21 protein-coding genes are annotated in these 23,481 nt (G+C 59.1%); 14 read left to right on the top strand and 7 right to left on the bottom strand.

Annotated elements, in window-relative coordinates; genetic code table 11:
* The 10 genes from AC5DB9_RS05260 to map form a co-directional block, all read left to right on the top strand.
* Positions 1-1,207 (top strand): HAMP domain-containing sensor histidine kinase (locus AC5DB9_RS05260; protein ID WP_491732029.1); only part of this gene is annotated, 1,207 nt, incomplete at its 5' end.
* Complete coding sequence (locus tag AC5DB9_RS05255) at positions 1,200-1,982, top strand: response regulator transcription factor (protein ID WP_272991444.1); 783 nt, start codon at positions 1,200-1,202, stop codon at positions 1,980-1,982. The genes AC5DB9_RS05260 and AC5DB9_RS05255, both read left to right, overlap by 8 nt.
* Positions 1,979-2,263 carry a hypothetical protein gene (locus tag AC5DB9_RS05250; protein WP_272991442.1) on the top strand — a complete coding sequence of 95 codons (285 nt, stop codon included), beginning with the start codon at positions 1,979-1,981 and terminating at the stop codon, positions 2,261-2,263. Before AC5DB9_RS05255 ends, AC5DB9_RS05250 begins: the two co-directional genes overlap by 4 nt.
* A 90-nt stretch (positions 2,264-2,353) precedes the next feature.
* Positions 2,354-3,220, top strand: coding sequence for an AraC family transcriptional regulator (locus AC5DB9_RS05245; RefSeq protein ID WP_272991441.1), 867 nt, complete (start codon positions 2,354-2,356; stop codon positions 3,218-3,220).
* A 122-nt stretch (positions 3,221-3,342) separates the two neighbouring features.
* Complete coding sequence (locus tag AC5DB9_RS05240; protein ID WP_272991440.1) at positions 3,343-3,777, top strand: hypothetical protein; 435 nt, start codon at positions 3,343-3,345, stop codon at positions 3,775-3,777.
* Between the two features lie 264 nt (positions 3,778-4,041).
* Positions 4,042-5,652, top strand: a complete 1,611-nt coding sequence (locus AC5DB9_RS05235) for an ABC-F family ATP-binding cassette domain-containing protein (RefSeq protein WP_272991439.1) — start codon at positions 4,042-4,044, stop codon at positions 5,650-5,652.
* A 149-nt stretch (positions 5,653-5,801) separates the two neighbouring features.
* Positions 5,802-7,853, top strand: a complete 2,052-nt coding sequence (locus tag AC5DB9_RS05230) for a TonB-dependent receptor (RefSeq protein WP_414711320.1) — start codon at positions 5,802-5,804, stop codon at positions 7,851-7,853.
* 78 nt (positions 7,854-7,931) lie between these two features.
* Positions 7,932-8,960 (top strand): PepSY-associated TM helix domain-containing protein, encoded by a 1,029-nt coding sequence (locus AC5DB9_RS05225; RefSeq protein WP_272991436.1) that lies wholly within the window; start codon positions 7,932-7,934, stop codon positions 8,958-8,960.
* 81 nt (positions 8,961-9,041) lie between these two features.
* On the top strand, positions 9,042-9,248 hold the full coding sequence (locus AC5DB9_RS05220; RefSeq protein ID WP_272991435.1) for a ParD-like family protein: 207 nt from the start codon (positions 9,042-9,044) through the stop codon (positions 9,246-9,248).
* Positions 9,241-10,017, top strand: coding sequence for a type I methionyl aminopeptidase (gene map / locus AC5DB9_RS05215; RefSeq protein ID WP_272991434.1), 777 nt, complete (start codon positions 9,241-9,243; stop codon positions 10,015-10,017). The genes AC5DB9_RS05220 and map overlap by 8 nt, the downstream gene beginning before the upstream one ends.
* Positions 10,018-10,070: 53 nt before the next feature.
* Here the strand turns inward: map and AC5DB9_RS05210 are convergent, their stop codons facing one another.
* Positions 10,071-10,925, bottom strand: coding sequence for an SIS domain-containing protein (locus tag AC5DB9_RS05210; RefSeq protein ID WP_022959015.1), 855 nt, complete (start codon positions 10,923-10,925; stop codon positions 10,071-10,073).
* Between the two features lie 193 nt (positions 10,926-11,118).
* Between AC5DB9_RS05210 and AC5DB9_RS05205 the strand changes: the two genes are divergently transcribed.
* The 3 genes from AC5DB9_RS05205 (at position 11,119) to AC5DB9_RS05195 (ending at position 16,693) form a co-directional block, all read left to right on the top strand.
* The gene (locus AC5DB9_RS05205; RefSeq protein WP_272991433.1) at positions 11,119-13,290 is read left to right on the top strand and encodes a molybdopterin-containing oxidoreductase family protein; all 2,172 of its coding nucleotides are present in this window, start codon (positions 11,119-11,121) and stop codon (positions 13,288-13,290) included.
* 52 nt (positions 13,291-13,342) lie between these two features.
* Positions 13,343-15,508, top strand: coding sequence for a DNA helicase II (gene uvrD, locus AC5DB9_RS05200; protein WP_273009950.1), 2,166 nt, complete (start codon positions 13,343-13,345; stop codon positions 15,506-15,508).
* Positions 15,509-15,619: 111 nt separating this feature from the next.
* Complete coding sequence (locus tag AC5DB9_RS05195; RefSeq protein WP_272989239.1) at positions 15,620-16,693, top strand: TRAP transporter substrate-binding protein; 1,074 nt, start codon at positions 15,620-15,622, stop codon at positions 16,691-16,693.
* Positions 16,694-16,697: 4 nt separating this feature from the next.
* Here the strand turns inward: AC5DB9_RS05195 and AC5DB9_RS05190 are convergent, their stop codons facing one another.
* The 4 genes from AC5DB9_RS05190 to AC5DB9_RS05175 are packed head-to-tail and all read right to left on the bottom strand — an operon-like array spanning position 16,698 to position 19,826.
* Complete coding sequence (locus AC5DB9_RS05190) at positions 16,698-16,976, bottom strand: TonB-dependent receptor (protein WP_272989237.1); 279 nt, start codon at positions 16,974-16,976, stop codon at positions 16,698-16,700.
* Positions 16,924-18,981: a TonB-dependent receptor gene (locus tag AC5DB9_RS05185; RefSeq protein WP_272989234.1), complete on the bottom strand. Its 2,058-nt coding sequence runs from the start codon at positions 18,979-18,981 to the stop codon at positions 16,924-16,926. Before AC5DB9_RS05185 ends, AC5DB9_RS05190 begins: the two co-directional genes overlap by 53 nt.
* A 42-nt stretch (positions 18,982-19,023) precedes the next feature.
* Positions 19,024-19,269, bottom strand: a complete 246-nt coding sequence (locus AC5DB9_RS05180; protein WP_272989231.1) for a hypothetical protein — start codon at positions 19,267-19,269, stop codon at positions 19,024-19,026.
* A 20-nt stretch (positions 19,270-19,289) separates the two neighbouring features.
* On the bottom strand, positions 19,290-19,826 hold the full coding sequence (locus AC5DB9_RS05175) for a hypothetical protein (RefSeq protein WP_022959009.1): 537 nt from the start codon (positions 19,824-19,826) through the stop codon (positions 19,290-19,292).
* Between the two features lie 110 nt (positions 19,827-19,936).
* Here AC5DB9_RS05175 and AC5DB9_RS05170 point away from each other — a divergent pair, with 110 nt between their 5' ends.
* Complete coding sequence (locus tag AC5DB9_RS05170) at positions 19,937-20,497, top strand: TetR/AcrR family transcriptional regulator (protein WP_272989229.1); 561 nt, start codon at positions 19,937-19,939, stop codon at positions 20,495-20,497.
* 18 nt (positions 20,498-20,515) lie between these two features.
* Here the strand turns inward: AC5DB9_RS05170 and AC5DB9_RS05165 are convergent, their stop codons facing one another.
* Positions 20,516-21,883 (bottom strand): cytochrome P450, encoded by a 1,368-nt coding sequence (locus AC5DB9_RS05165; RefSeq protein WP_272989226.1) that lies wholly within the window; start codon positions 21,881-21,883, stop codon positions 20,516-20,518.
* A 14-nt stretch (positions 21,884-21,897) separates the two neighbouring features.
* Positions 21,898-23,460 carry a long-chain-fatty-acid--CoA ligase gene (locus AC5DB9_RS05160; RefSeq protein WP_022959006.1) on the bottom strand — a complete coding sequence of 521 codons (1,563 nt, stop codon included), beginning with the start codon at positions 23,458-23,460 and terminating at the stop codon, positions 21,898-21,900.
* Between the last annotated feature and the right edge of the window lie 21 nt (positions 23,461-23,481).

Genomic DNA, 23,481 nt, shown 5'->3' with positions numbered 1-23,481 from the left:
CCACCAGCCCGCGCTTCGCGGCCACCGTCCACCTGCAGCAAAGCCAACAGTGAGCAAACGCTGCGGTGCGTTTGGCCAAAACGAGCGCACCGTTGCAGAGCGCCGCTTTCGCGAGGCCATCAACACAGCGGTAAACCGCCAGAGCAAGGTCGTCGCCTCGCTCAATGCGCGCATCGAAACCCTCAGCCAGTCCATTCTCTGGTATGCCATTTTGCTGGCGATTTTTACTGTGCCGCTGGTGTTTCTCGGCGCGCACTGGTTGCTCAGCGTGTTGTACCAGCCGCTGGACTCGATCCGCGATGGTGCGGAAGCCATCGCCCAAGGCAATTTAAACCACCGTATTTCCCGAGGTTTTGATGCCGAATTCGACGCCATTGCCGCCGCTTTTAACAGCATGGCGGATGAACTTGCCGTTCAGCGCGACAAGGCCCAGCACTCCACACGTGAATTGGAGTATCAAGTCAGTCAGCGGACCGCTGAGCTGACCCACGCCAATCGGATGCTGCAAAACAACGACAAGGCACGCCGGGAGTTTTTGGCCGACATCAGCCACGAGCTGCGCACGCCGCTGTCGATTATTCGCGGCGAGGCCCAGGTCACTCTACGCCAGACATCGATTTCTGAAGAGGACTACCAAAGCACCCTGCAAACCGTGCTTGAGCAGGTGCTCAATCTCACGCGGCTGGTCGACGATCTGCTGATGATCGCCCGCGCCGAATCCGGCGCCCTGCGGATTGTGCCGCGAACACTGGATATTCGCGAAGTCATCGAATCGACCTTGGAAAAAATCCAGTCCTTGAACGGCGCCGACACGCTGAGTCTGAGCAGTGAGATCGCCCAGAGCCTGCCACTGATCAGCTGCGACCCGGATCGGATTGCCCAGGTGCTGATGATTCTCCTCGACAATGCCGTTAATTATGGCGGCGAAACCCTGCAGGTGAATGTGCGCGCGGAACGACAGGGCGATGCGGTATTGATACGCCTCAGCGATAACGGTAGAGGCATTGACGCCGATGCCCTGCCGTTTATTTTCGACCGCTACTTCCGTGCGGCAGATGCCCGTTCCGGGCAGGGATCGGGCCTGGGACTCGCTATCGCCAAGGCGATAATCGACGCCCATCATGGTTCAATTAACGCCAGTTCATCGCCCGGTGAAGGCACCTGTTTTACCATCGCACTGCCGATCACAGGAGAGCACCGTGGCTAATATCTTGTTGGTCGAAGACGAAGCCAAACTGGCCAGCTTCCTGCTGCGCGGACTGACTGCCGAGGGCTACGACTGCGACTGGATCGATAGCTCGCCGCGGTTTTTTACCGAGATTGGCAAACAGCCTTACCAGCTTATTTTGCTGGATCGACTGGTACAGGACATCGACACCCTCGACTACTTGCCGTTGATTAAAAAACAGCAGCCCGACGCGCTCATTCTAATGCTGACCGCTCTACAGGATATCGACCAGAAAGTGACGGGGTTGCAGGCAGGTGCCGATGACTACCTCGGCAAACCCTTTGATTTCGATGAGTTACTCGCTCGTATTATGGCCTTGCTCCGACGCGGCGGCAGCAACACCAGCCATTCCCCTGAGCTGCGGCACGGCAAACTGCTGCTCAACACCGAAAGTCACCGGGTGTGGCTGGATGCACAGGAAATTGAATTTACCCATTTGGAATACCAACTGCTGAAATGCTTTCTCTCCAACGCCAATACGGTACTTTCCCGAGAACGCATATTGAATAAAGTCTGGGGCAGCCTGGCTGACCCGCTCACCAATATTGTCGATGTGTATATTCGCCGTGTGCGCAAAAAACTCTCCGACACAGGTGAGGCCCAACAGCTCGACTGTCACAACGAAAGTTTTATCGAAACCGTCAGGGGGGGTAGGATATCGACTGGGCAAAGGTTGCTAGACCCTCCCCGCGCACCTCGGCGACGCGTAAACGCGAGCCCCGTCCCGTCCTCCACCAAAAGAGGTCTCTCGTGATCACACTTACTGTGATAGTGCTTGCCATGTGGATCGTCAGCGGAAAAACACTGGCGTTAATCTGCGTGTCGTACAGCGGCTATACCCAGTTGACCGACACCAATTTAGCAATGAGCGCCATCTACCAAAGCATAAAATCGCGCTCCCCCGGCTATGGCCTGTCACGTCGATCGCTGAAGGTCATTACGCCCATCTACCGAACGTATATCGCCGCAAGCTGGGCATTACTCGCACTGATCGCCATCCACTGTTCGCTGTGGCTAACGGCTATTGCTACATAGCGCGCCCCCCGCGCTCTGAATTCAGCAAACTCAATCAAGCCGCACCTCCCCCGGGCTGGCACACTGCCCCACGCATTGAGGAGAACTGTCGTGAACCCGCCATCTGTCAGCCGCGCCGAGCAACGCATCCAGAGAGTCTGTGATCATATCCAGCAGCATCTGGATACCGAGCTGTCGCTGGAGCAGTTGAGCGAGGTTGCGGCGCTGTCCAAATACCACTTCCACCGGCAGTTTACGGCGATCACCGGGCAAAGCCTGAGCAAGTTTGTGCAGCTCGCCCGGCTGCGGCGTGCTGCCTACGACGTGGCCTTCAAGCCACAGCGACGTTTTACCGACATCGCTTTCGATGCGGGTTTCGACAGCCTGGAAGCATTCTCCCGTGCCTTTAAACGCGAGTTCGGCCAATCGCCGTCACAGTTTCAGGCCCAGCCCGAATGGGATGCCTGGCGGCGCCGACTCCCCTACGCCAGCCCACACGGAGTACTCACCATGCAGGTCACGATTATTGATTTTCCCGACACCCCGGTCGCCCTTGCCGAACACCGGGGATCACCCGAGCGCGTAATGGAAACCGCCGAGCGCTTTATTGCATGGCGCAAGGCAAGCGGACTCTCTCCCGTCGCCACCAGCCGCACCTTCGGCATTCCCTACAGCGATCCCAACACCACACCACCGGAGCAGTTTCGCTGGGACGTGGGTGGCATCCTCGACGGCGACGTGCCCGACAACCCCTTTGGCGTGAAAGCAGGTCGTATTCCGGGCGGACGCTGCGCGGTGGTCCGCCATTACGGCAGCCACCGCACACTCGACGACAGCATCTACGCCCTCTACCGGGACTGGTTGCCACAAAGCGGCGAGGAACTGCGGGACTACCCCTGCTTCTTCCACTATGTGAATCTGGTAACCGACGTGAAAGAAAGCGAACTGATTACCGACATCCATTTGCCGATTCGGTGATGTCAGTCTCAGCCTCTGCTCTTAGGGGCAGAGGCTGACGACAGCACCAGAGGCCGCGCGTTCGTTGCTTTCTCTGTTCTGCAAGCTAACAACCGAGCTATGCGCTTCTGTTGAGACCCTGAATGGCCTTTAATAGCTATCTATTAGCATTGCACGCAAGGATAGCCATGTTTATAAAAAGCCGCCTTTTGATACACACCAAAGAAAAGAAAAATGTCCGCTATGTGGCAGCTGGAAATTACCAGATCGAGTTTTTCTCACTCACCGGGAAAGAATATTTCGGCATCTATTCACCCTATGGTGGCGATAACTTTTGTCTGTGCCTGCCGCTGGGCGATCTCAGTATTGCCACCATCGAGCATGGCTACCAGATTCACCATGGCGCGCTCACCTACAAAGTGTTGATGAGGCGTCAGCGAAGAGGTCATGAATTTGCGTTGCACCGCCTGCTATGGGGATGGCTTCCCACCGGTTACCGAAGCGGCCCTATTTCTCCCAACGGCATCGACATGGTTCACGGTAATCTCGAACCCTTTATCGACAGCATTGCGGCATAACTCGTATCACGATTATTGACCGCTTGGTGACACTGTCTTTCACGCCTGTCTGGGGAATTTCTGCACCTCCCTCGTCGGCGCTGAACAGGTCAGGCCACGCAACTCGCTTCGATTTTACTCACAGTGGGATATTCTCTATAGTTCTCGCCCGAGCTTTTCTATTGAGGGTTTCGTCCAGTGAACAATTAATGCCTCCGTCGTAACGACGGCCTGCTCTCGCTCCTCCTGACGGGGGAACTGTGTCTGGCATTAATGGTAATCACAATGACGAAGCGCTTCCTGACACTGGACAATGTGTCCTATACGCTGCCCGATGGCCGCGCCCTGTTTTCCCAACTGAACACGCAATTTGATCTGCAGCCGACCGGGCTGGTGGGTCGTAACGGCGTGGGTAAATCTCTGCTGGCTCGCATTCTGGCCGGGCAACTGGCTCCCACTTCGGGACACCGCCAGGCATCCGGGCCGGTGCGCTACCTGCCTCAGCAACTGGCGCCGATCGCGGGGAGCACGGTCACCGACCTCGCCGGTGTTCAGCCGGTTTTGTCCGCGTTTGAGCGCATTGAACAGGGCAGCGCCGCCACGGAGGATTTCGACGCGCTGGGCGAGCAGTGGGATATTCGCCAGCGCCTGCAAACGGCATTAGCAAACGCCGGACTGCCCGAGCTAGGCCCCAACAGCCCGGCCGATGCACTCAGCGGTGGCGAGGCCATGCGCGTGGCGCTGGCCGGTGCCATGTTATCGGCGGCGGATTTCCTGATTCTCGATGAACCCAGCAATCACCTGGACCGCCCCAGCCGACAGGCGCTGATTGAGCAGCTGCAGCAGTGGTCGCGAGGGCTGATTGTCATCAGCCACGACCGCGACTTACTCAATAGCCTCAGTCGTATTGTCGAACTGTCGCCTTCCGGCCTGCACAGCTACGGCGGCAACTATGCGTTTTACGCCGCCTGCAAAGCCAGTGAACGACAGGCCGCGCAACAGCAGCTCGACCACGCCAAGCTGGCACGCAAGCGCGAAGAAAAGACCCTGCGTGAACAGCGCGACCGACAAGCCCACCGGCAGGCGCGGGGCAAACAGGCGCGGCAGGAAGGCGGTCAACCCAAGATTTTGCTGGATGCCCGGCAGCAGCGCAGCGAAAACTCCTCTGGGAAAGCGCAGCGCCAACAGGCCGCGCGTCAGGCCGCATTAAGGGAAAACGTACTTGCCGCCCAGCAGCAGCTTGATCGCGACGCCGACATTACGCTGCACCTGCCCGTCTCATCAGCGACACCGCCACGCCGCGTGCTGAATCTGGAAAACCTGAGCCTGCCCTTTGGTGCCTGCACCACGCCGATCACCCTCAATCTCAGCGGACAGCAGCGCGTCGGCGTGGTTGGCGCCAATGGCAGCGGTAAGTCGACCCTGCTCAAGGTCATTGCCGGGCAACTGTCACCGCGCGGCGGGCACTGCCATCTCACTGGCGAGCTGGCCTATCTTGACCAGCGCCTGACAACACTGGACCCACACCAAAGTGTGCTGGCACAGATTCGGGCGGCCAATCCCGTCGCACCGGAAAGCGAGCTGCGCATGCAACTGGCCCAGCTCGACCTCAATGCCCAGAAGATCACGGTGCCCAGCGGCACGCTGAGCGGCGGTGAGCAGCTCAAGGCAGCCCTCGCCTGTCTGCTCTATGCGGCCTTGCCCCCAGCACTGCTATTGCTCGACGAGCCCAGTAACCACCTCGATTTGCCGTCGCTGGCCGCACTGGAGACGATGTTGCGCGGGTTTCACGGCAGCCTGATGGTGGTCTCACACGACGAGGCGTTTCTGAGCGCCCTAGAACTGACGCAACGACTGTCTTTCGAACCGCCGGGCATCCACCTGTCGGCCTGGTGACGTGGCTCCCGGCGCGGACAAAGAGTGATTGATAACAATTCTCACTTGCTCTACCATCCCCGCCTTTCCCGGCCCACGACGTCGAAGGACATCTCATGCCTTATAAAACGCTACGAACCACGCTGCTGACCTGTGGCAGCCTCGCCCTCATGTCGGCCGCTGCCGTTGCCGCCGAACGCACCGAAGAAATGGTCATTACCGCCAGCCGGGTGGAAAAACCCCTGAGCACGATTCCTAACACCGTCACACTGATTGATCAGGCCGAGCTGGAGCGTCAACTGTCGATTCAGAACGACCTGTCCACGGTACTGGGCAATCTGATTCCCAGCTTCTCACCATCGCGCCAGAAAATGACCAGCGCCGGGGAAAGCCTTCGCGGTCGCAAACCCCTGTACCTGATTGACGGTATTCCCCAGTCCAACCCCCTGCGCAGCGGCGGTCGCGATGGCCATACTATTTCGCCGCTGATGCTTGAACGCGTGGAAGTGCTGCACGGTGCCAACGCCATCCACGGCCTCGGCGCGGCGGGCGGCATCATTAACCTGATTACCAAGCGCCCCAGCGACGGCCTGGAACAGAGCCTGCGCGTGGATGTCGGCTTTCAGACCGAACGCCTCAGCGAAAGCCTGGATCGCGGGGTGAACTACAGCCTGTCCAACCGCATTGATCAGTTCGACGTGCTGGCCAGTGTCGGCTACCGCGATAACGGTATCGCCTACGACGCCAACGGCAAGGTGATTGGCGTGGACAACACCCAGGGCGACACCATGGCCGCCGAGGAATATGACCTGTTCCTGAAAACCGGTTACAACTGGGATGACCAGCGCATTGAGCTGATGGTAAACCGCTTCAATATCGAGAGCGATCACAAGTGGGCCTCGGTACCCGGTGACGAAGATGCCGGCGTGCCCAGCGGCGCGGTTCGCGAGCAGCCGCCGGGCGATGGCGCGCGCAACCGGGTGACCACCATCGGCCTGAGCTATGAAAATGCCGAGATGCTGGGCCACAGCTTCCGGGTGCAGCTTTTCAGCCAGGACTTTGAAGCAACTTATGGAGCGCAGATTACGCCCATCGCCACGTTCCAGGATCCGGCCTACGGCCCCGATTTAATTGACCAGTCGCAGAACAATTCTGAAAAACGCGGCCTGAAGCTGACACTGGTGAAAGACGAAGTTGCAGGGCTGCCGCTGTCGCTGGTGTACGGTATCGACGTGCTGGAAGACGAGACCTGGCAGGCGCTGATTCAAACCGACCGTACCTGGGTGCCGGAAACCCGCTACAACAACTACGCCCCTTATGTGCAGGCGGAATTTACCGGCATTGAACACGTGACCCTGACCGCCGGGGTACGCCATGAAGAGTCCAAGCTGGAAGTGGACGATTTCACCACTCTCGCCAGCTACGGCAGCCGCTTTGTGAAGGGCGGTGAACCTGACTTTTCCGAAACCTTGTACAACGTCGGCGGCACCTACCAGTTCACCGAAACGTGGCGCGCCTTTGCCAACTACTCGGAAGCCTTCTCCATGCCGGATGTGGGCCGGGTACTGCGCGGTATCAATGAAGACGATCAGGAAGTGGAGAAGTTTCTCAACCTCACCCCCATCCTCACCGAGAACAGCGAGTTCGGGCTGGAGTATGACAACGGCACGGTGAATGCGCAGCTCAGCTACTACATTTCCGACTCGGATTTCGGCCAGCGCCTGCAGCGCGGTGCGGACGGCATTTACACCGTAAAGCGTGAAAAAACCGAAGTCGACGGCATTGAGTTTCGCGTTGGCTGGGCCGTCACCGAGCTCGATACCCTCGGTCTGCGCTACGCCGAAGCCGAAGGTCGCTACGACTCCGACCAGGACGGCAAGGTCGATTCCGATCTCGGCGGTACCAACATCTCCCCCGATCGCGTCAACCTGAGCTGGGACCGCCGCTGGACCGATACCCTTAGCTCACGTTTGCAGGTGAATCACCTGCGCGACCGCAGCGTGAAAAACAGCAGCGATGTCACCATCAATAAATTCAACGGCTACACCACCGTCGATGCCAGCGCCGATATTCAGGTGGGACCGGGCGTGCTGAGCGTATCGGTACAGAACCTGACCAACCGCGACTACTTCACCTACTACTCCCAGAGTAGCCCCAACGATCTGCGTAACTTCAAGGGCATTGGTCGCAGCTTTGGCCTCGCCTACCAGCTTACTTTCTGATCCTTGGCTGAAGTGAACAATGCGGGCGCGGCACCGCGTCCGCGCAAAACGCGGCCGCCGGGGCTATGGCGTTGGCATATGTGGGCGGGTCTGGCCGGGCTCGCCGTCTTGCTGGTGGCGGCCGTCACCGGCACCGCGCTGGTCTATCAAAAAGAGCTGATCGCCACCGTCGTCACCCCCGACGCCGCACTGCCAGCGCACTACAGCCACAGCCAGCTCGCCAGCGAACTGGGCAGACTGGCCGATCAGCGCGGTATTGATCCCGCCCTGAAACTGAAAGCTCCCAGCCCTCTCGAGCCCTACTGGACGGTCCGCCACGACGACGGTCTGGAGTTGCTGAGCATTGGCTCGCTGGAGCCCTACGTCGAGCGACTGTGGTTTCTGGAGCTCATGGCGTTTATCCGCGAACTGCATGTCGATCTGCTCAGCGGCGAGTTCGGGGAAGCCCTGCTGCTCATCAGCGGTATCCTGGCCTTATTCCTGTGTATCAGCGGGCTTATTCTGTGGTGGCCGGGGCGCAGAGCCTTTCGCTGGCGCTGGGTATTCCCTAAAAAAATCCGCCCGTCCCAATGGCTGCAATACCACCGCCACTCCGGGGCGCTGACCAGCCCGTTAATGCTGCTGATTCTGCTGACCGGTAGCCTGATGCTGTGGCAAAAACTGATTTTCCCGCTGCTGCCCCCCGGCGCCGTATTCCCCGCCAATACACCTGCTCCCGCGTCCGCCGACAACGCCATTGCCGAGGGCTATCTGCACATCCAGCAACAGCTTCCCGATAGCTGGCCCACGTACATCACCCTCAGTGAGGAACAAGGCGCGCCCAGTCTGAAAGTGCGCGTTCGCCTCAACGGCGAGTGGCACCTCAACGGCCGCAGCACCGTCTGGCTCAATACCCACAACGGCGAATTACGCCGCACTGAGCGCTCAGACCAAATGGCCGTCGAGCGACGCCTTATCAACCAGCTTTACCCCCTGCACTCCGGCTTCGGCATGAACGCCATCTACCGCCTGCTCACCCTGTTCTGCGGCATCGTCCTCACCTGGCTGGCCGTCACCGGCGGGCTGCATTACTACAAACGGTGGAAGCATCGCCAGCGCAGAAACTGATGGTGGCTGGCAAGCAAGCCCTTGTTCTCCAACCACAGAGCAGTATATGATCCATATACGAATCGTATATTCGAGAGCGTTATGGGTATCGTAAAAATTAATGACGAGCTGCACGAGGACATCCGCAAGGCCAGTGCGGTCATGGTTCGCTCAATCAATGCACAGGCCGAGTTCTGGATAAAGGTCGGTATGCTGGCGGAAAGCCATCCGGACAAAACCTTTTCGGAGCTCATGCGCGAGCAAATGCAACAGGCCAACGTTGATATTAGGCAGCCTGTCAGTGTCTGAACTGACGATAAAAAATACAGATGAACTGCAGATAATGCGTGAATCCGGCCGCAAACTCGCCGCCGTATTCGCCCACCTCGACCAATATATGCAGGTAGGCATTTCTACCATGGACATCAACCATCTCGCTGAACGCTACATTGTCGATCAGCTAGACGCCCGTCCCGCCAGTAAAGGCCAATACAATTACCCTTATGTGTTGAATACGTCAGTAAATCAGGTGGTCTGTCACGGCATTCCCTCCGCGACACAAAAATTGCGCTCAGGCGATATCGTAAATGTGGATATCACACTTGAGCAGGGAGGGTTCATTGCCGATTCCAGCAAGATGTACCTGATCGGAGAGGTACACCCTCTCGCTCGCCAGCTCGTCGACAAAACCTACCAGGCAATGTGGAAGGGCATCCAGACCGTCAAACCCGGCGCCACTCTCGGTGATATTGGTCACGCCATTCAAAGTTATGCGGAAAAGCAGGGTTACTCTGTGGTTCGGGAGTATTGCGGCCACGGCATTGGCCGGGAAATGCACGAAGAGCCACAAGTTCTCCATGTTGGTCAACCCGGGCGAGGGCTCGTTTTGAAAGAAGGCATGACCTTCACCGTCGAACCGATGATCAATCAGGGACAGGCAAAAGTGAAAGTCAAAAAAGATGGCTGGACAGTCGTTACCCGTGACAGAAAGCTATCAGCACAGTGGGAGCATACCGTTGCCGTTACCGCGACCGGATACGAAGTACTAACTCTCCGTGCCGAAGAAGACCTCTTGTAAATCCGGCGCCTTGCAATTCCGCCCACCAACAACCCCGTTTAGGTGAGTAGTTCTTATTCCGGCCCCTCCAGCCGAAGCGACTGCAGGCCCTGCTCAATACTGTCCAGATGTTCCCGCAGCCCGGCTTTGCTGGCCGAGATGCCTACCGCCAGAATATCCAGCACGGTCATATGCGCCAACCGCGAAGGCAGCGGCGTGTAGGCGCCTTTGTCGTTGTCGACGTCGATGTAAATCGGCAGATCGCTGATCTCGGCGATGGGGCTGCCACTGGGAGCCAGCGCGATTACCGGGGCGCCGCTGTTCTGGGCGAGCTTGATCACGTCCAGCAGTGAGCGGGTGCGTCCGGATTGGGAAATCGCCACCACCACGTCGTCGGCGTGCAGCGACATGGCCGACATCGCCTGCACGTGCGGATCGGCATATACGCTGGCGCTGATTTGCAGGCGGAAGAAGTTGTGCTGGGCGTCGTGGGCCACCGCCGCCGAGGCACCAAAACCGTAGAACTCCACCCGCCGGGCATTGCCCAGCAATTCCACCGCTTTCTCGATGGCGTCGACCTCAATGCTGTCGCGCACGCGCTTGAGCGCTTCCATCGTGGCGTCGAACACTTTGAAGGTGTATTGGCGGGCGCTGTCGTCGTCGCGGTAGTCCACCGCCGCATACTCGCCGCTGTGGGCCACGTGCTGGGCCAGCGCCACTTTGAAGTTCTGAAAGCCGTCGCAGCCCACCGCCCGGCAGAAACGCACCACCGTCGGCTCGCTGACATGGGCTTCCTGCGCCAGGTCGACAATGCGCATATGAATCACCTCGCGACGATTAGCGAGGATGTAGTCCGCCACCTTGCGCTCGCTGCGGCGCATGGCTTCGCGGTTGGTCTCGATGGCGCGAATGATGTTTCGGGGTCTCACGGCACACTCAGGCTGGCGAATATGGGCCGATTGTACCCTATGCAAACGCGCCGGGGTGGCTGCGGGTCACAGGCTCTTTTTATTTCCTTTAAGAAATAGTTTCTTTTTGACATCTTTTGCAAGCCTACCTAGTATGGTCATCTCATCTGCCCTTACTTAATAACAACAGTAATAACAACAACGGGAACTGACGATGAAAACCTGCCATACGGTCTGCGGCATTTGCGAGCAGGGCTGCGGGCTGACGGTCACCACCGACAACAACCGCGTGCTGAAAGTCGAGCCGGATAAAGACAACCCCTATAGCTGGCGGGACTACTGTATCAAGGGCGCCAAATCGCACCTGTCACTCCGCCACCCCGACCGCATTACCACACCCATGAAACGGGTCGGCGACCGCTATGTTGCCGCCAGCTACGACGAGGCAATTGCCGATATCGCCACCCGCTTTAACCGTCTGATCGACGAACACGGCCCCAATGCCATTGGCAGCTACACCGGTAATCCGAACGGTTTCAACTTTGGCAGCGCGCTGTTTCACACGATGCTGCTGGACGCCATTGGCACCGAAAGCCGTTTCTGGGTGGGCTCGGTCGACCAGAATGCCTTGCATGTTGCGTCCGACGCGATGTACGGCAATGCCTGGGTGAGCCTTCAGGCAGACATCGATCACTGCGACTATTTTCTGTTAATCGGCACCAATCCGCAGATCAGTACCATGTGCTGGATCGGCTATTCACCAGACGGCTGGAAGCGAGTACTGGCCCGCAAAGCCGCCGGCGCCGAGCTGGTGGTCGTAGACCCGCGCCGCACTGAATGCGCGGCGAAGGCGAGTCGGCATATTGCCCCGTTGCCGGAGAGCGACTGGGCACTGGTGCTGGCCATGATCAAACTGATTCTGGAGAACGGCTGGCGCAATCCCCAGCATGCCGACCTGCTCGAAGGGCTGGACACTGTACGGGCAATTGCGGCGACGGCAGACCTGAATCAGCTCAGCGCCTGCTGTGATGTGCCGCTTAGCGAGATCGAAACGCTGGCCCGCGACTTTGCCCGCGCGCCCAGCGCCATGGCTATCGCCCGTACCGGGGTGAGTCAGGGACGCAATGGCGTGCTGGCCCTGTGGCTGGTGCAAGTGCTGAACTACATCACCGGGCGTGTCGAAACCGAGGGCGGGCTGTATTACGTCAGCGGTGTTCTCGATTTGCTGGATGTGGGCGACACCCTGTTCCCCCACTCCGACGCCATCAGCCGTGTGCGCGGCAACAAAAATGTGGCCGGCGCTCACAGTCTGGCGGAGCTGCCCGATGAGATCACCACACCGGGGCCCGGACAGATTCGCGCCCTGATTATTAATAGCGGCAACCCGGTGGTCTCCGGTCCCGACGGCAATAAACTCGATGCGGCGCTGGCGCAACTGGACTGCCTGGTGGTAATCGATCAGTTCCAGCGCGAGAGCCACCGCCATGCTGACTGGCTGATTCCCGGCGACCATTTTCTGGAACGCACAGAGATCAATCCCTTGATTCAGGCGCTCAGCCCCAGTCCGCGGGCACAGCTCAGCCGCGCGGCCGTATCGCCCCCCACCGGCATGCGCTACGAATGGGAGTTTCTGCGCGACCTGACACTGGCGATGAACAAGCCACTGATACCGGGCAAGCGTTGGCTGAATCCGCTGATCGCCGCCAGTACACGGCTGGCGGCGTGGAGTGGCAAGCCCCAACTGACACTCAATCCAATGCTGATGGCGAGAATGCTGATACGCGATAACCCGCAGCTTCGCTGGCGCGATATTGTCGAAGCGCCCCACGGCATTGGCGATCCGGCACAGCGTCCGGAATTCGGCCGACTGTTTGGCAAATTGCGGGAACAGAATCGCCGCGTCGATCTGGCACCCGCCACGTTTGTGGACGTGTTGCAGCAACGCCTCACTGAATCTACCGCGCGCGATCCGTCGCAGCCTTTTCAGCTCATTTCCCGCCGCCGCATGAAAATGATGAATTCCTGGTCCATCGAAACCAGCATGGACGGCATGCATTCGCGGGAAATGACCGGCAGCACCGTAGAGATTAATCGCCAGCAGGGCGAGACACTTCACTTGTTCGACGGCCAGAAAGTAACGCTGCGCTCAGCCAGCGGCAGTATCGAAGCTCAGCTCAAACTGTCGGATGAGGTGCGCAGCGGGGTCGCGGTCATGGAGCATGGTTGGGGCTATCGCACCTTTAATCCCGGCCGTGGCAGCAGTCGCCACCACGGCGGCGTGAATCGCAATCTGCTGGTCTCCAATGCCGACGTCGACCCCCTTTCCCGCGTGCCCCGCCTGAACGGCACGCCGGTGTCGATTGAGCCTGTCGCCGTCAGTCCATAGCAACGCGAGAGTCAGGTGCCAGCGTCGGCCATTCCCGATAGAATAGCCGCCCATGGACGTCTCTCATATTCTCGACTCACTCAACGACGCACAGCGCGACGCCGTCACCTCCGACAGCCCCGGCACCCTGGTACTGGCGGGCGCAGGCAGTGGCAAAACCCGCGTGCTGGTGCACCGCATCGCCTGGAAAATTCAGGTGGAAGGCCTGTCGCCCTACAGCATTATGGCGGTGACCTTTACCAACAAGGCGGCGCGGGAAATGCGCGGCCGTATCGAAGAACTGCTGGGCACCCAGTTGCGCGGCGGCATGTGGGTGGGCACTTTTCACGGGCTGGCGCACCGGCTGTTGAAGGCTCACGCCCGCGAAGCCAAGCTGCCGGACAATTTCCAGATTCTCGACAGCGATGACCAGCTACGCATGCTCAAGCGCATTCACCGCGAGCTGGAGCTGGACGACTCCCGCTGGCCGCCGCGCCAGTCAGCCTATTTTATTAACGGCCACAAAGACGAAGGCCGCCGCAGCGCCCACATCGACGACTACGGCGGCGACCTGTATCTGAAGACCATGCTGCGGGTATACCGCCGCTATGAAGAAATCTGCCAACAGCAAGGCGTCATCGATTTTGCCGAACTGTTGCTGCGCGCCCTGGAGCTGTGGCGCGATAACCCCGCCGTACTGGACCACTACCAGCAGCGCTTCAAGCATGTGCTGGTGGACGAGTTTCAGGATACCAACGCCGTGCAATATGCCTGGCTGCGCCTGCTGGTGAGCAATGGCATGGGGATTACTGCGGTGGGCGACGATGACCAGTCGATTTACGGCTGGCGCGGTGCGCGCATTGAGAATATCCAGCAGTTCTCCAAAGACATTCCCGACACCCGCATTATTCGCTTGGAGCAGAACTACCGCTCCACCGGCACCATTCTCAGCGCCGCCAATGCGGTGATTCAGAACAACAGCCAGCGGCTCGGCAAAGAGCTGTGGACCAGCGGCGACGACGGCGATTTGATCACTCTGTTCGCCGCCTTTAACGAGCAGGACGAGGCGCGCTTTGTCACCGACCGCATCGACGAGTTGCTGCGCCAGGATTATCGCCGCGCCGATATCGGCATTCTGTACCGCAGTAACGCCCAATCGCGGGTATTGGAAGAAGCGCTGATTCGCACCGGGCTGCCTTACCGCATTTACGGCGGCCAACGTTTCTACGATCGACTGGAGATTAAAAACGCGCTGGCCTATCTGCGCCTGATTGCCCTGCGCGACGACGACACCGCCGTGGAGCGCGTCATCAATACGCCCACTCGCGGTATTGGCAACCGCACGGTGGAAATGCTGCGCGAGTATGCTCGCGACCACCAGCAGTCACTGTGGAAATCGGCGTTGGCAATGATTGAAAACGGCGCGCTTACCGCCCGTGCGGGTAATGCACTGCGCGGCTTCCTGTCACTGGTGGAAGACCTCGCCGAGCAGACCCGCGACATGGAACTGGATAGCGCCGTCGACTACGTGGTGGAGCACTCCGGGCTGATCGAGTTTCATCAGAAGGAAAAAGGCGAGAAAGGCCAGGCGCGGGTGGAAAACCTGCAGGAACTGGTCAGCGCCGCGCGCAGCTTTGTGCCGGAAGATCCCGACGCCGATCCGCTGCGGGAATTCCTCGACCGCGCCGCACTGGACGCCGGTGAGCAGCAGGCCGACGAGCACGAAGACAGCATTCAGTTGATGACACTGCACTCCGCCAAGGGGCTGGAGTTTCCGATCGTATTTATGGTCGGCGTGGAGGAAAACCTGTTCCCCCACAAAATGTCGATGGACGACCCGGAGCGACTTGAGGAAGAGCGGCGGCTAGCCTATGTGGGCATTACCCGCGCCGAACAGCAACTGTTCCTGAGCTATGCGGAATCGCGTCGACTGCACGGTCAGGAGAACTTCAACAGCCTGTCGCGTTTCATTCGCGAAATCCCCAACGAGCTGATTAACGAAGTGCGCCTGAACAACACCGTGACCCGGCCCAGCAGCTTTGCCAGCAGCAATATCGCCGCTCAGGCCGCCGCCGATTGCGGCATCGCTCTGGGCCAGCGGGTGCTGCATAGCATCTTTGGTGCCGGCACCGTACTCAGTTTTGAAGGCCAGGGTCCCAGCGCTCGCGTTCAGGTCAATTTTGAGGACGAAGGCAGCAAGTGGCTGGTGCTGCAATACGCGAATCTGCAATTACTTTAAGCCCCGCCGCACAGGCCGGGGCACAACAATAAAAAGGGAAATCCCGTGACCGCATCATCGCGCTCGTACACACCGCTGATTATTCTCGCGCTGGTCGCCGCACTGGTGACCATGAGCTGGCTCTACGTGGGCGAGCGCGGCCGCCATTACCTGCCCCAGAACGATCAACGCGCTACCGCCAGCGGCCAGGAACGCGTCTATCACTGGAAACTGGTGACCACCTGGCCGAAGAACTTTCCGGGACTGGGGACCGCCCCGGAAAAATTTGCCCAGGTGGTGAATCGCATGAGCAAGGGTCGCCTGCAAATTACCGTGTATGGCGCGGGAGAATTGGTGCCCGCGCTGGGCGTATTCGATGCGGTGTCGGCGGGCAGCGTGCAAGCCGGGCACGGCGCGGCCTATTATTGGAAGGGTAAGCTGCCCTCCTCCATCTTTTTCACGACCGCGCCGTTTGGTATGACCGCGCAGGAAATGAACGGCTGGCTGTACCACGGTGGCGGCATTGAACTGTGGCGGGAAGCCTATGCGCCCTTCAATCTCGTGCCCTTTGCCGGTGGCAACACCGGCGTACAAATGGCCGGCTGGTTTAACAAAGAGATCAACAGCGTTGCCGATTTGAAAGGCCTGAAAATGCGCATCCCCGGCTCCGGCGGCGAAGTACTGAACCGTCTGGGAGGCACCTCGGTCACCCTGCCCGGCGGCGAGCTGTACACCTCACTGCAGACGGGCGTGATCGATGCCACCGAGTGGGTGGCCCCCTTCAACGATCTGGCCTTTGGCTTCCATGAGGTCGCGCGCTATTACTACTACCCCGGCTGGCATGAGCCCGGCTCCACGCTGGAGCTGATCATCAACAAATCAGCCTACGAGGCCTTGCCCGATGACTTGCAGGCCATTGTGGAAGTGGCCGCACGCTACGCCAATGCCGATATGCTCGACGAATACACGGCGCGCAACAATCACGCGCTGAACGAACTCGTCGACAAACACGGCGTGCAGCTTCGCCAGTTGCCGGACGACGTCATGCGGGCGTTGCACAGCACCTCGGATGCCTATCTGGAAGAGCTGTCGCAAACCGATGAGCTTACCGGCCGCGTGTATGCCAGCTGGAAGCAATTCATGGAAAACGCCAAGAACTACCACCACATTTCCGAGCAGGCCTATATCAACGGCCGCGATTTGTAGCCCGCTACAGGTTCAAACGCAGCTCGGCCGATACCGTTCTCGGCGGCAACAGAAAGCCCATGTGGGAACCACTGAAAATGGGCATATCGGCGGCGAAGTGGCGGATGGTTTTGTTTTCCAGATTTTTCACATGGGCCATCAACTGCCAGCGGCCGTCGGGATCAACCAGCCCGGCGTGCAGGTTCACCATAAAGTAGCCGTCCTGACTGTCCAGTGGATCGGCATCCAGATCAAACAGAATATCGTCCCGCCAGTTCACATCGGCGCCGAGCATCAGCGCCACTGAATCCCGCCATAGCGGGATCGCGGTATTGCCCCCCCAGGGTCGCACTGTACTTGGGAGCGCGGGGCAGGCGCGAGCCACTCAAATCGCAGAAGTCGCCGCCGTTGGCCGCGGTGCACGGACCATCTTTGAAGGTGTCGAAGCGTGCATCGCTGTAACCCCAACTGGCATAGAGCGAGGTGCCCTCCGCCGGACGAAAGCTCAGGTCAAACTCGGCCCCTTGCGTCGTCGCCTCGGCAGCATTACTCACAATGAAGCCGTTGCCGATAAAGGCCTGAATCTGCATATCACTGAACTCGGTGCGGTACAGCGCCGCGTTCAGGGTGAGCATGCCATCCCAGCCGGTTAGCTTGTAACCCAGCTCAAGCGCTTTGGCGCTCTCCTCTTCAAACCCCGACTCCTCTGCGGTGCGCGCCAGCGGATTATAGCCACCGGCCTTGAAGCTCTCGGCATAGCTGGCGTAGAGCAAGTCGTCGCCCAACTCATATTTCACCGACAGCTTCGGCACCAGCGTCGACTCCTTGCGGCTATCGTCCAGCGTGTATTCGGTAACGCCGAAGGCGGCCGTCAGCAGCAGACCTGTTTCCTCGTAATTCTGATCCAGCAAGACCTGCTTCTCTTCCTCAGAAGCGCGCAAACCGGCAATCAGGCTAAGGCGGTCGGTCACTTTCCAAGTGAACTGAGAGAACAGCGCCAGCGATTCGGTGCGCTGATCAAAGCGCTGGAACAATGCATCGCTGAGCACCCCGTAGAGCAGATCTTCAATCGGATTAGTGACGGGGCCCAGCAAGTCGTTGAGCAGCGTGTCGAGCAGATCGATACCCAGCAACGGCACCACCAGATCGTCCAGCGGCCCCTCGGGCAACATCCGCAGTTCGCCACGCAGATTATTCTCCGAGCGGTAGGCAAAGGCGCCAAGCAGATATTCCAGTCGACCCGGCGGGCTGCTCAAGCGCAGCTCCAGCATTTGCTGGTTGTAGTCGGTGCGACGCCCCCAGTCGGCAATCGGCGCCGATGCGGTATCGGCATCCAGATACAGCCATTCATCGGCGCGGGCATCGCTGCCAATCAGGGTCAGTGTGTGCTCACCCACATCCCAATTCACCTCCAGATTGACGACCTCGGTATCACTGCGACTTTGATTGGGCGCATCGGCATGGCTGCGATAATCAAAATCGGTCTCCAGCGTGGGATCAAAGCGGCCGTGGAGAAATTCCGCAGCGCCCGTCAGCAAGAAAGGCTCCCAGCCCTGACCCGAATCGCGGGATTCGCCCTGATAATAGGTGAGCACCGCCGACAACCGATCTGTTGGCGTGAACAGCAACTTGGCACGCAGACCTTCTTTATCGACCCGTTTTTCGCTGCTGCCCCGCAGCGTATTGCGCACATAGCCGTCCTGTCGCTGCCGCGTGGCGGCGATACGCAGCGCGAGCCGGTCTTCGATTAAGGGCGCGTTGAGCATCAACTCGTAATGCTCACCATTGAACTGCCCCCCACCGATCATCGCGCTGGCCGCCCACTCGTTCTCCGGATTGGCGGTGCTGATGCTGATCGCCCCCGCCACGGTGTTCTTGCCAAACAGGGTCCCCTGCGGCCCCTTGAGCATTTCCACCCGGCTGATATCCAGAAACGCGTCTTGCAGGAACGCCGTTTTCCCGTAGTAGATACCGTCCACATACACGCCCACCGCCTGCTCCATGCCGTCGTTAATCGGCGAGTTCAGACCGCGCATGCCCACCTGCACATAGCCCGGCGTCATATTGATCTCGGTGTTGGGGCTTGCCAGCGAGATGTCCTCAAAGGAGGTGACCGCGGAGTTCTTCATGCGCTCGGCACTGAGGACTGACACCGCGATCGGCACATCCTGAATCGATTCCGATCGTTTCTGGGCGGTGACAATCACCTCTTCCAGATACGCCGGTCGCGGGCTGTTTGCCTGGCTGACGGTCTGCGCCTGAGCGGGAACAGCCAGCGCAATGACAAGGGCGGTGATGGCTTTTTTCATTATTGTTTCACCTGATGTCGAATGGGTGGAATCGAAATCCGTTTACTGTCGCGGCAGACAGAGCCGCTTCATCACGACAAAGGCATACGCCGCAAGCAACAGCGCGACGAGCAGCACGGCGCCCAGCGCTGTCGGCGATCCCGGCGAGGCATCGTCTGCCAGCCAGTGCCGCAGCCAGATAAAGCAGGGCCAGATGACAATCAGCAGATACAGCCCCATGGCGGCAGCAATCTTGAGCAGCCGGGGGGTATCAACCTGAAAGGGCTTAACATGAGCGAGCGCATCCATTCTCAACTTCTCTCCACGATTTACAGGGGTTTGACGACGGCGAGGTACAGCACCAGCAGGCCGGTCACGGAAATCAGCGGCGTGGTCACAATCAAAAACCACCAGTGCTGGTGCAGGACCTGCTCATAGCGCCGGGCCGCATCAGCTCGGCCACTGAGACGGATCTGCCGTTTGTTACCGCCAAAATGCGACAGCCAGTAATCGACAATCTCAATGGGCAGAAACACCAGCACCACAATGCACAACTTCAACGCCAACCAGTAATGCTGTGGCCCCCAGGCGCCGACACTGAGCAGCGCCAGTCCGCTTAACAGCAGCAGCGGGAAGGCCGCGTGTTCAATCAGCACACCGTGATCGAAGCGCTCCATCGCCAGATTGCGCTGAGCAATGCGCTCGGGATTGCGCGGATCGCGCTGCCAGGCGCGCATCACCGGCACCAGATAATTGAGGTAAGCCACTGCGGTACTGCCCAGCCAGAGCACGGCAAAGCTCAGGTGCAGAAATTTGATGTGCAGATAATACGGGGCGAGTTGTGCGCCCAATTGCTGAAAAAACATTGCCCTGACTCATTGTTATTGATTATTTTGGTACGGCAGTATTTCTATACCATACCGTATGGTACGGTTTTATTATTGTCAATATATTTGACTAAATTGGATGACACTTTATGGCGGACACAGGCCGACGAAGTCGCGAGGACTTCATTAATGCCGCGCTGGAGCTGCTAGCGGAAACCGGCTCAGTCAAAGCCCTCACCATCGATGCCCTCTGCGAGGCACTGCAGGTATCCAAAGGCAGCTTTTACTGGCATTTCAAAAACCGGCAGGCGCTGATCAGCGCTCTGGTCGACGCCTGGTCAGGGGTGTTTCACGAGAGTATTCACCAGCGCATCGAGCAGGCCAGCAACCACAATCCCCGCGACACCTTTCAGTCGACAATTCAGTTCTGGCTGAGTGGCAACTTTATGCGCATGGATGCAGTGATGCGCGACTGGGCGCGACAGGAGCCCGCGGTAGCGGAGGCGGTCGCTCGCGCCGACCGCCTGCTCATGGATTTTCTCTGTGAACAATTCAGGGCACTGGGGCACAGCGACACTGAAGCCCACCGCCGCGCCAGACTGCTGATCGCCATCGGCGTGGCAGAAACCCAGATTGGCCACTTACCCCGTGCGGGCAGTATTGAGGAAGAAGTGCTCTGGGTCAGCCGGCATCTCATTGAGGCAGACTGACCCCGAACGCAGACCCGTCTAACGACGGCGAAAGCGCACCGGCAAACCGTCGGTGGGAAAAGAGATCGGCACCGGGTTGTAAGGCATGACGTAATCCGGCGCTACCTCAATGCGGAAGTGCTTGAGCAGATGGAACAGCACAATCTTCACCTGAATTTCGGCAAAGTTCAGACCGATGCATTTGTGACTTCCCCCGCCAAAAGGCAGCCACTGATAAAAATGCCGCTTGTGCTCGGCGCGTTCCGGCGCAAAACGCTCGGGATCGAACTTGCGGGGTTCGGTCCACCACTCTTCTAAATAGTGGGTCATCAGCGGCGACACCCCCACCGAGGTATTGGCGGGAATGCGATAGCCAAAGATCTCGGTTTCACGCACCGTACGCCGAGGGATAACCGGCACCGGCGGGTACATCCGCAGGGTTTCCTGCATGGCGTACTGTGACAGCGGCAGTTCCGCCAGTTGATCGAAGTCCGGCGCATCGGTATCCAGCGCCTGTATCTCGTTCCAGAGTCGATCCTGCCACTCCGGGTGCTTCGCCAGCAGGTAAATCATTGAGCACAGGGTACTGGTGGTGGTGTCGTGGGCGGCAAACAGCAGGAAGATCACGTGGTCGCGCACCGCCTCATCGCTGAGCATATTGCCGTCTTCATCCCGGGCCTGACAGAACTGGGAGAAGAAATCAGGCCCCGGCGACTGGCGCTTGCTGGCGATGTGTTTTTCCACAAACTGTTCGAGCACCCGGCGACCATCCAAGCCCTTCTTCCAGGTAGTGCCTGGAATCGGCAATTTCACCACCGCCAGCGAAGCCTCCATGGCATGTACGAAGGCGCGATTCAGGCGCTGGGCCTCATCACCGATCGCCACCCCCATAAACACCTGAGCCGCCACATCCAGCAACATGGATTTGGCCAGCGCCTGAAAACTGAGGGTTTCCTCGACGGTTTGCTGCGACAGGCGCTGCCCGATCATGCCGTTCATGGTATCCACGTAACTGGCCAGCACGTCTTTTTTGAAGGCGCCCTGCAGAATACGGCGGTTCACCTTGTGGTCGGCAAAGTCCATCAGCATCAAGCCGTTGGGAAACAGCCGGTCGAGGAAGGGGTCCCAGGCCTTCTTGCTGGAGAACAAGCGCTCGCTGTCTTTCAGCACCAACTCATTGGCCTCAGGACCGACCAGTGCGACGGTGTGCTGCAACATGGCGCGGTTGCGGAAAATCCGCCCGTAACGCTGGTACTTCTCCATCGACATGCCGAGGTAGTCGGTCAGAAAACGCACCGTATCGCCGAGAACCGGCAAGGCACCGTCGTCGCCGGGAATATGCTTCAGGTCGCCGCTGGGGCGACGGGGCATCGTCAGATAATCCTTATCGATCGCAGACTTTTGCATGCTAACGCTCCCGTTCAGGCCTGTGCTGTCTCACTGTGATCCACATTGGCGAGCTGCGCGCGCAGATCTTTTTTGAGGATTTTGCCCGAGGGGTTGCGAGGCAGCGCGGGCACTTCGTGAATGTGTTTGGGAATTTTGAAGTTGGCAATGCGGCCGTGGCAGAACGTCACCAGCTCATCGACCGACGGCAGGCTCTCTCCGCCCTTCACCACCACCGCCATGGGCACCTCGCCCCAGCGCTCATCGGCGCGACCAATCACCGCCACATCGGCAATATCGGGATGACTCATCAGCAGGTTCTCGATCTCCGCCGGATAGATGTTCTCGCCGCCGGAAATAATCATGTCTTTGACCCGGTCCTGAATATACAGATAGCCATCGTCGTCGAAGATGCCCGCATCGCCGGTGTGTAACCAACCATCGACAATGGTTTCGGCGGTCGCCTCGGGACGCTGCCAGTAGCCCTGCATGAGCTGTGGCCCACGCGCCAGCACTTCACCCACTTCACCGGGCGCACATTCCTGTCCTTCGGTATTGACGATTTTCAGCTCGGTGCCAAACACCGCGCGACCGCAGGAACGCAGTAGTCCCGGCTGCCCCGCCAGCGCTCGGCGGTGATCGCCCGCGGTCAGGAAGGTCAACGCCATGGTAGCTTCAGTCTGACCATAGCCCTGCACGAAGTCGCAATCGAACACCTCAATACACTGGCGCAGCAGCGATTCGGAGATCGGCGAGCCGCCGTAGTTGATTGTTTTCAGCGCCGAGAAATCGTAGCCGCTCATATCCGGCACCATCGCCAGCGAGAATTGCAGCATCACCGGAATCACGGCCACGGTGGTGATGCGCTCGTTCGCCAGGGTCTCGATCATACCCACCGGGTCGTAGTCGCGATGAATCACCATCGACGACCCGTAGATTACCCCCAGCATGGCGCCGACCAGACCCACCGCATGGAAGGTAGGGGCGATCACCAGTGAGCGGTCCTCTTCACAGGGCCAGATGCCGGTACTCATCGGCGACTGGTAGCTGTTGAGCAGGACATTGCCGTGGCTGATCAGCACCCCCTTGGGATGTCCCGTGGTGCCGCTGGTATACATATGAAACAGAATATCGTCACCAGCGATCGTCACCGCGCTGGCCTGCCCGGCGCCCTCGCACCACTGCGCCAGCGATGGGCCGTCACCATCGCCATCCAGCATGACGCGCGGCAACTCGCCGCAGCCTTCACATAGCGGGGCAAACTCGGCGTCGAGAAACAGCTTTTTCACACCCGCATCAGCAGCAATGTAAGCCACTTCGCCGGGGGCCAGACGGTAGTTGACCCCCACCGGAATCACCCCGGCACGGGCACAGCCCATAAACACACTCAGATTGTCGACCGAGTTCTTCGCCAGAATGGCAATGCGGTCGCCCTTCTTCAGACCATCGCGCTGCAGCGCCGCCGCGATGCGTTCAACATGCGCATGCACCTCGCCAAAGCTCAGATCCTTGCGATCATCTTTCATCATCGGCTTATCGCCCCGCCGTGCGGCGTGGAAGGGCAGATAGTCGTTGAAACTGCTGAATAAGCTGCTCACGGTGACACTCCTTGGAATTTC

This window comes from Spongiibacter sp., from assembly GCF_984394615.1.
Note: the sequence above shows the minus strand (reverse complement) of the source record. Positions and strands in the feature narration are given on the sequence as shown.

Bases quoted from the DNA above. Each gene is read 5' to 3' on its own strand.
- AC5DB9_RS05240 (WP_272991440.1), top strand. From the start codon at position 3,343: ATGGCCTTTAATAGCTATCTATTAGCATTGCACGCAAGGATAGCCATG.
- AC5DB9_RS05230 (WP_414711320.1), top strand. From the start codon at position 5,802: ATGTCGGCCGCTGCCGTTGCCGCCGAACGCACCGAAGAAATGGTCATT.
- AC5DB9_RS05220 (WP_272991435.1), top strand. From the start codon at position 9,042: ATGGGTATCGTAAAAATTAATGACGAGCTGCACGAGGACATCCGCAAG.
- AC5DB9_RS05195 (WP_272989239.1), top strand. From the start codon at position 15,620: ATGAGCTGGCTCTACGTGGGCGAGCGCGGCCGCCATTACCTGCCCCAG.
- uvrD (WP_273009950.1), top strand. From the start codon at position 13,343: ATGGACGTCTCTCATATTCTCGACTCACTCAACGACGCACAGCGCGAC.
- AC5DB9_RS05175 (WP_022959009.1), bottom strand. From the start codon at position 19,826: ATGTTTTTTCAGCAATTGGGCGCACAACTCGCCCCGTATTATCTGCAC.
- AC5DB9_RS05180 (WP_272989231.1), bottom strand. From the start codon at position 19,269: ATGGATGCGCTCGCTCATGTTAAGCCCTTTCAGGTTGATACCCCCCGG.
- AC5DB9_RS05185 (WP_272989234.1), bottom strand. From the start codon at position 18,981: ATGAAAAAAGCCATCACCGCCCTTGTCATTGCGCTGGCTGTTCCCGCT.
- AC5DB9_RS05165 (WP_272989226.1), bottom strand. From the start codon at position 21,883: ATGCAAAAGTCTGCGATCGATAAGGATTATCTGACGATGCCCCGTCGC.
- AC5DB9_RS05205 (WP_272991433.1), top strand. From the start codon at position 11,119: ATGAAAACCTGCCATACGGTCTGCGGCATTTGCGAGCAGGGCTGCGGG.
- AC5DB9_RS05225 (WP_272991436.1), top strand. From the start codon at position 7,932: ATGTGGGCGGGTCTGGCCGGGCTCGCCGTCTTGCTGGTGGCGGCCGTC.
- AC5DB9_RS05170 (WP_272989229.1), top strand. From the start codon at position 19,937: ATGGCGGACACAGGCCGACGAAGTCGCGAGGACTTCATTAATGCCGCG.
- AC5DB9_RS05235 (WP_272991439.1), top strand. From the start codon at position 4,042: ATGACGAAGCGCTTCCTGACACTGGACAATGTGTCCTATACGCTGCCC.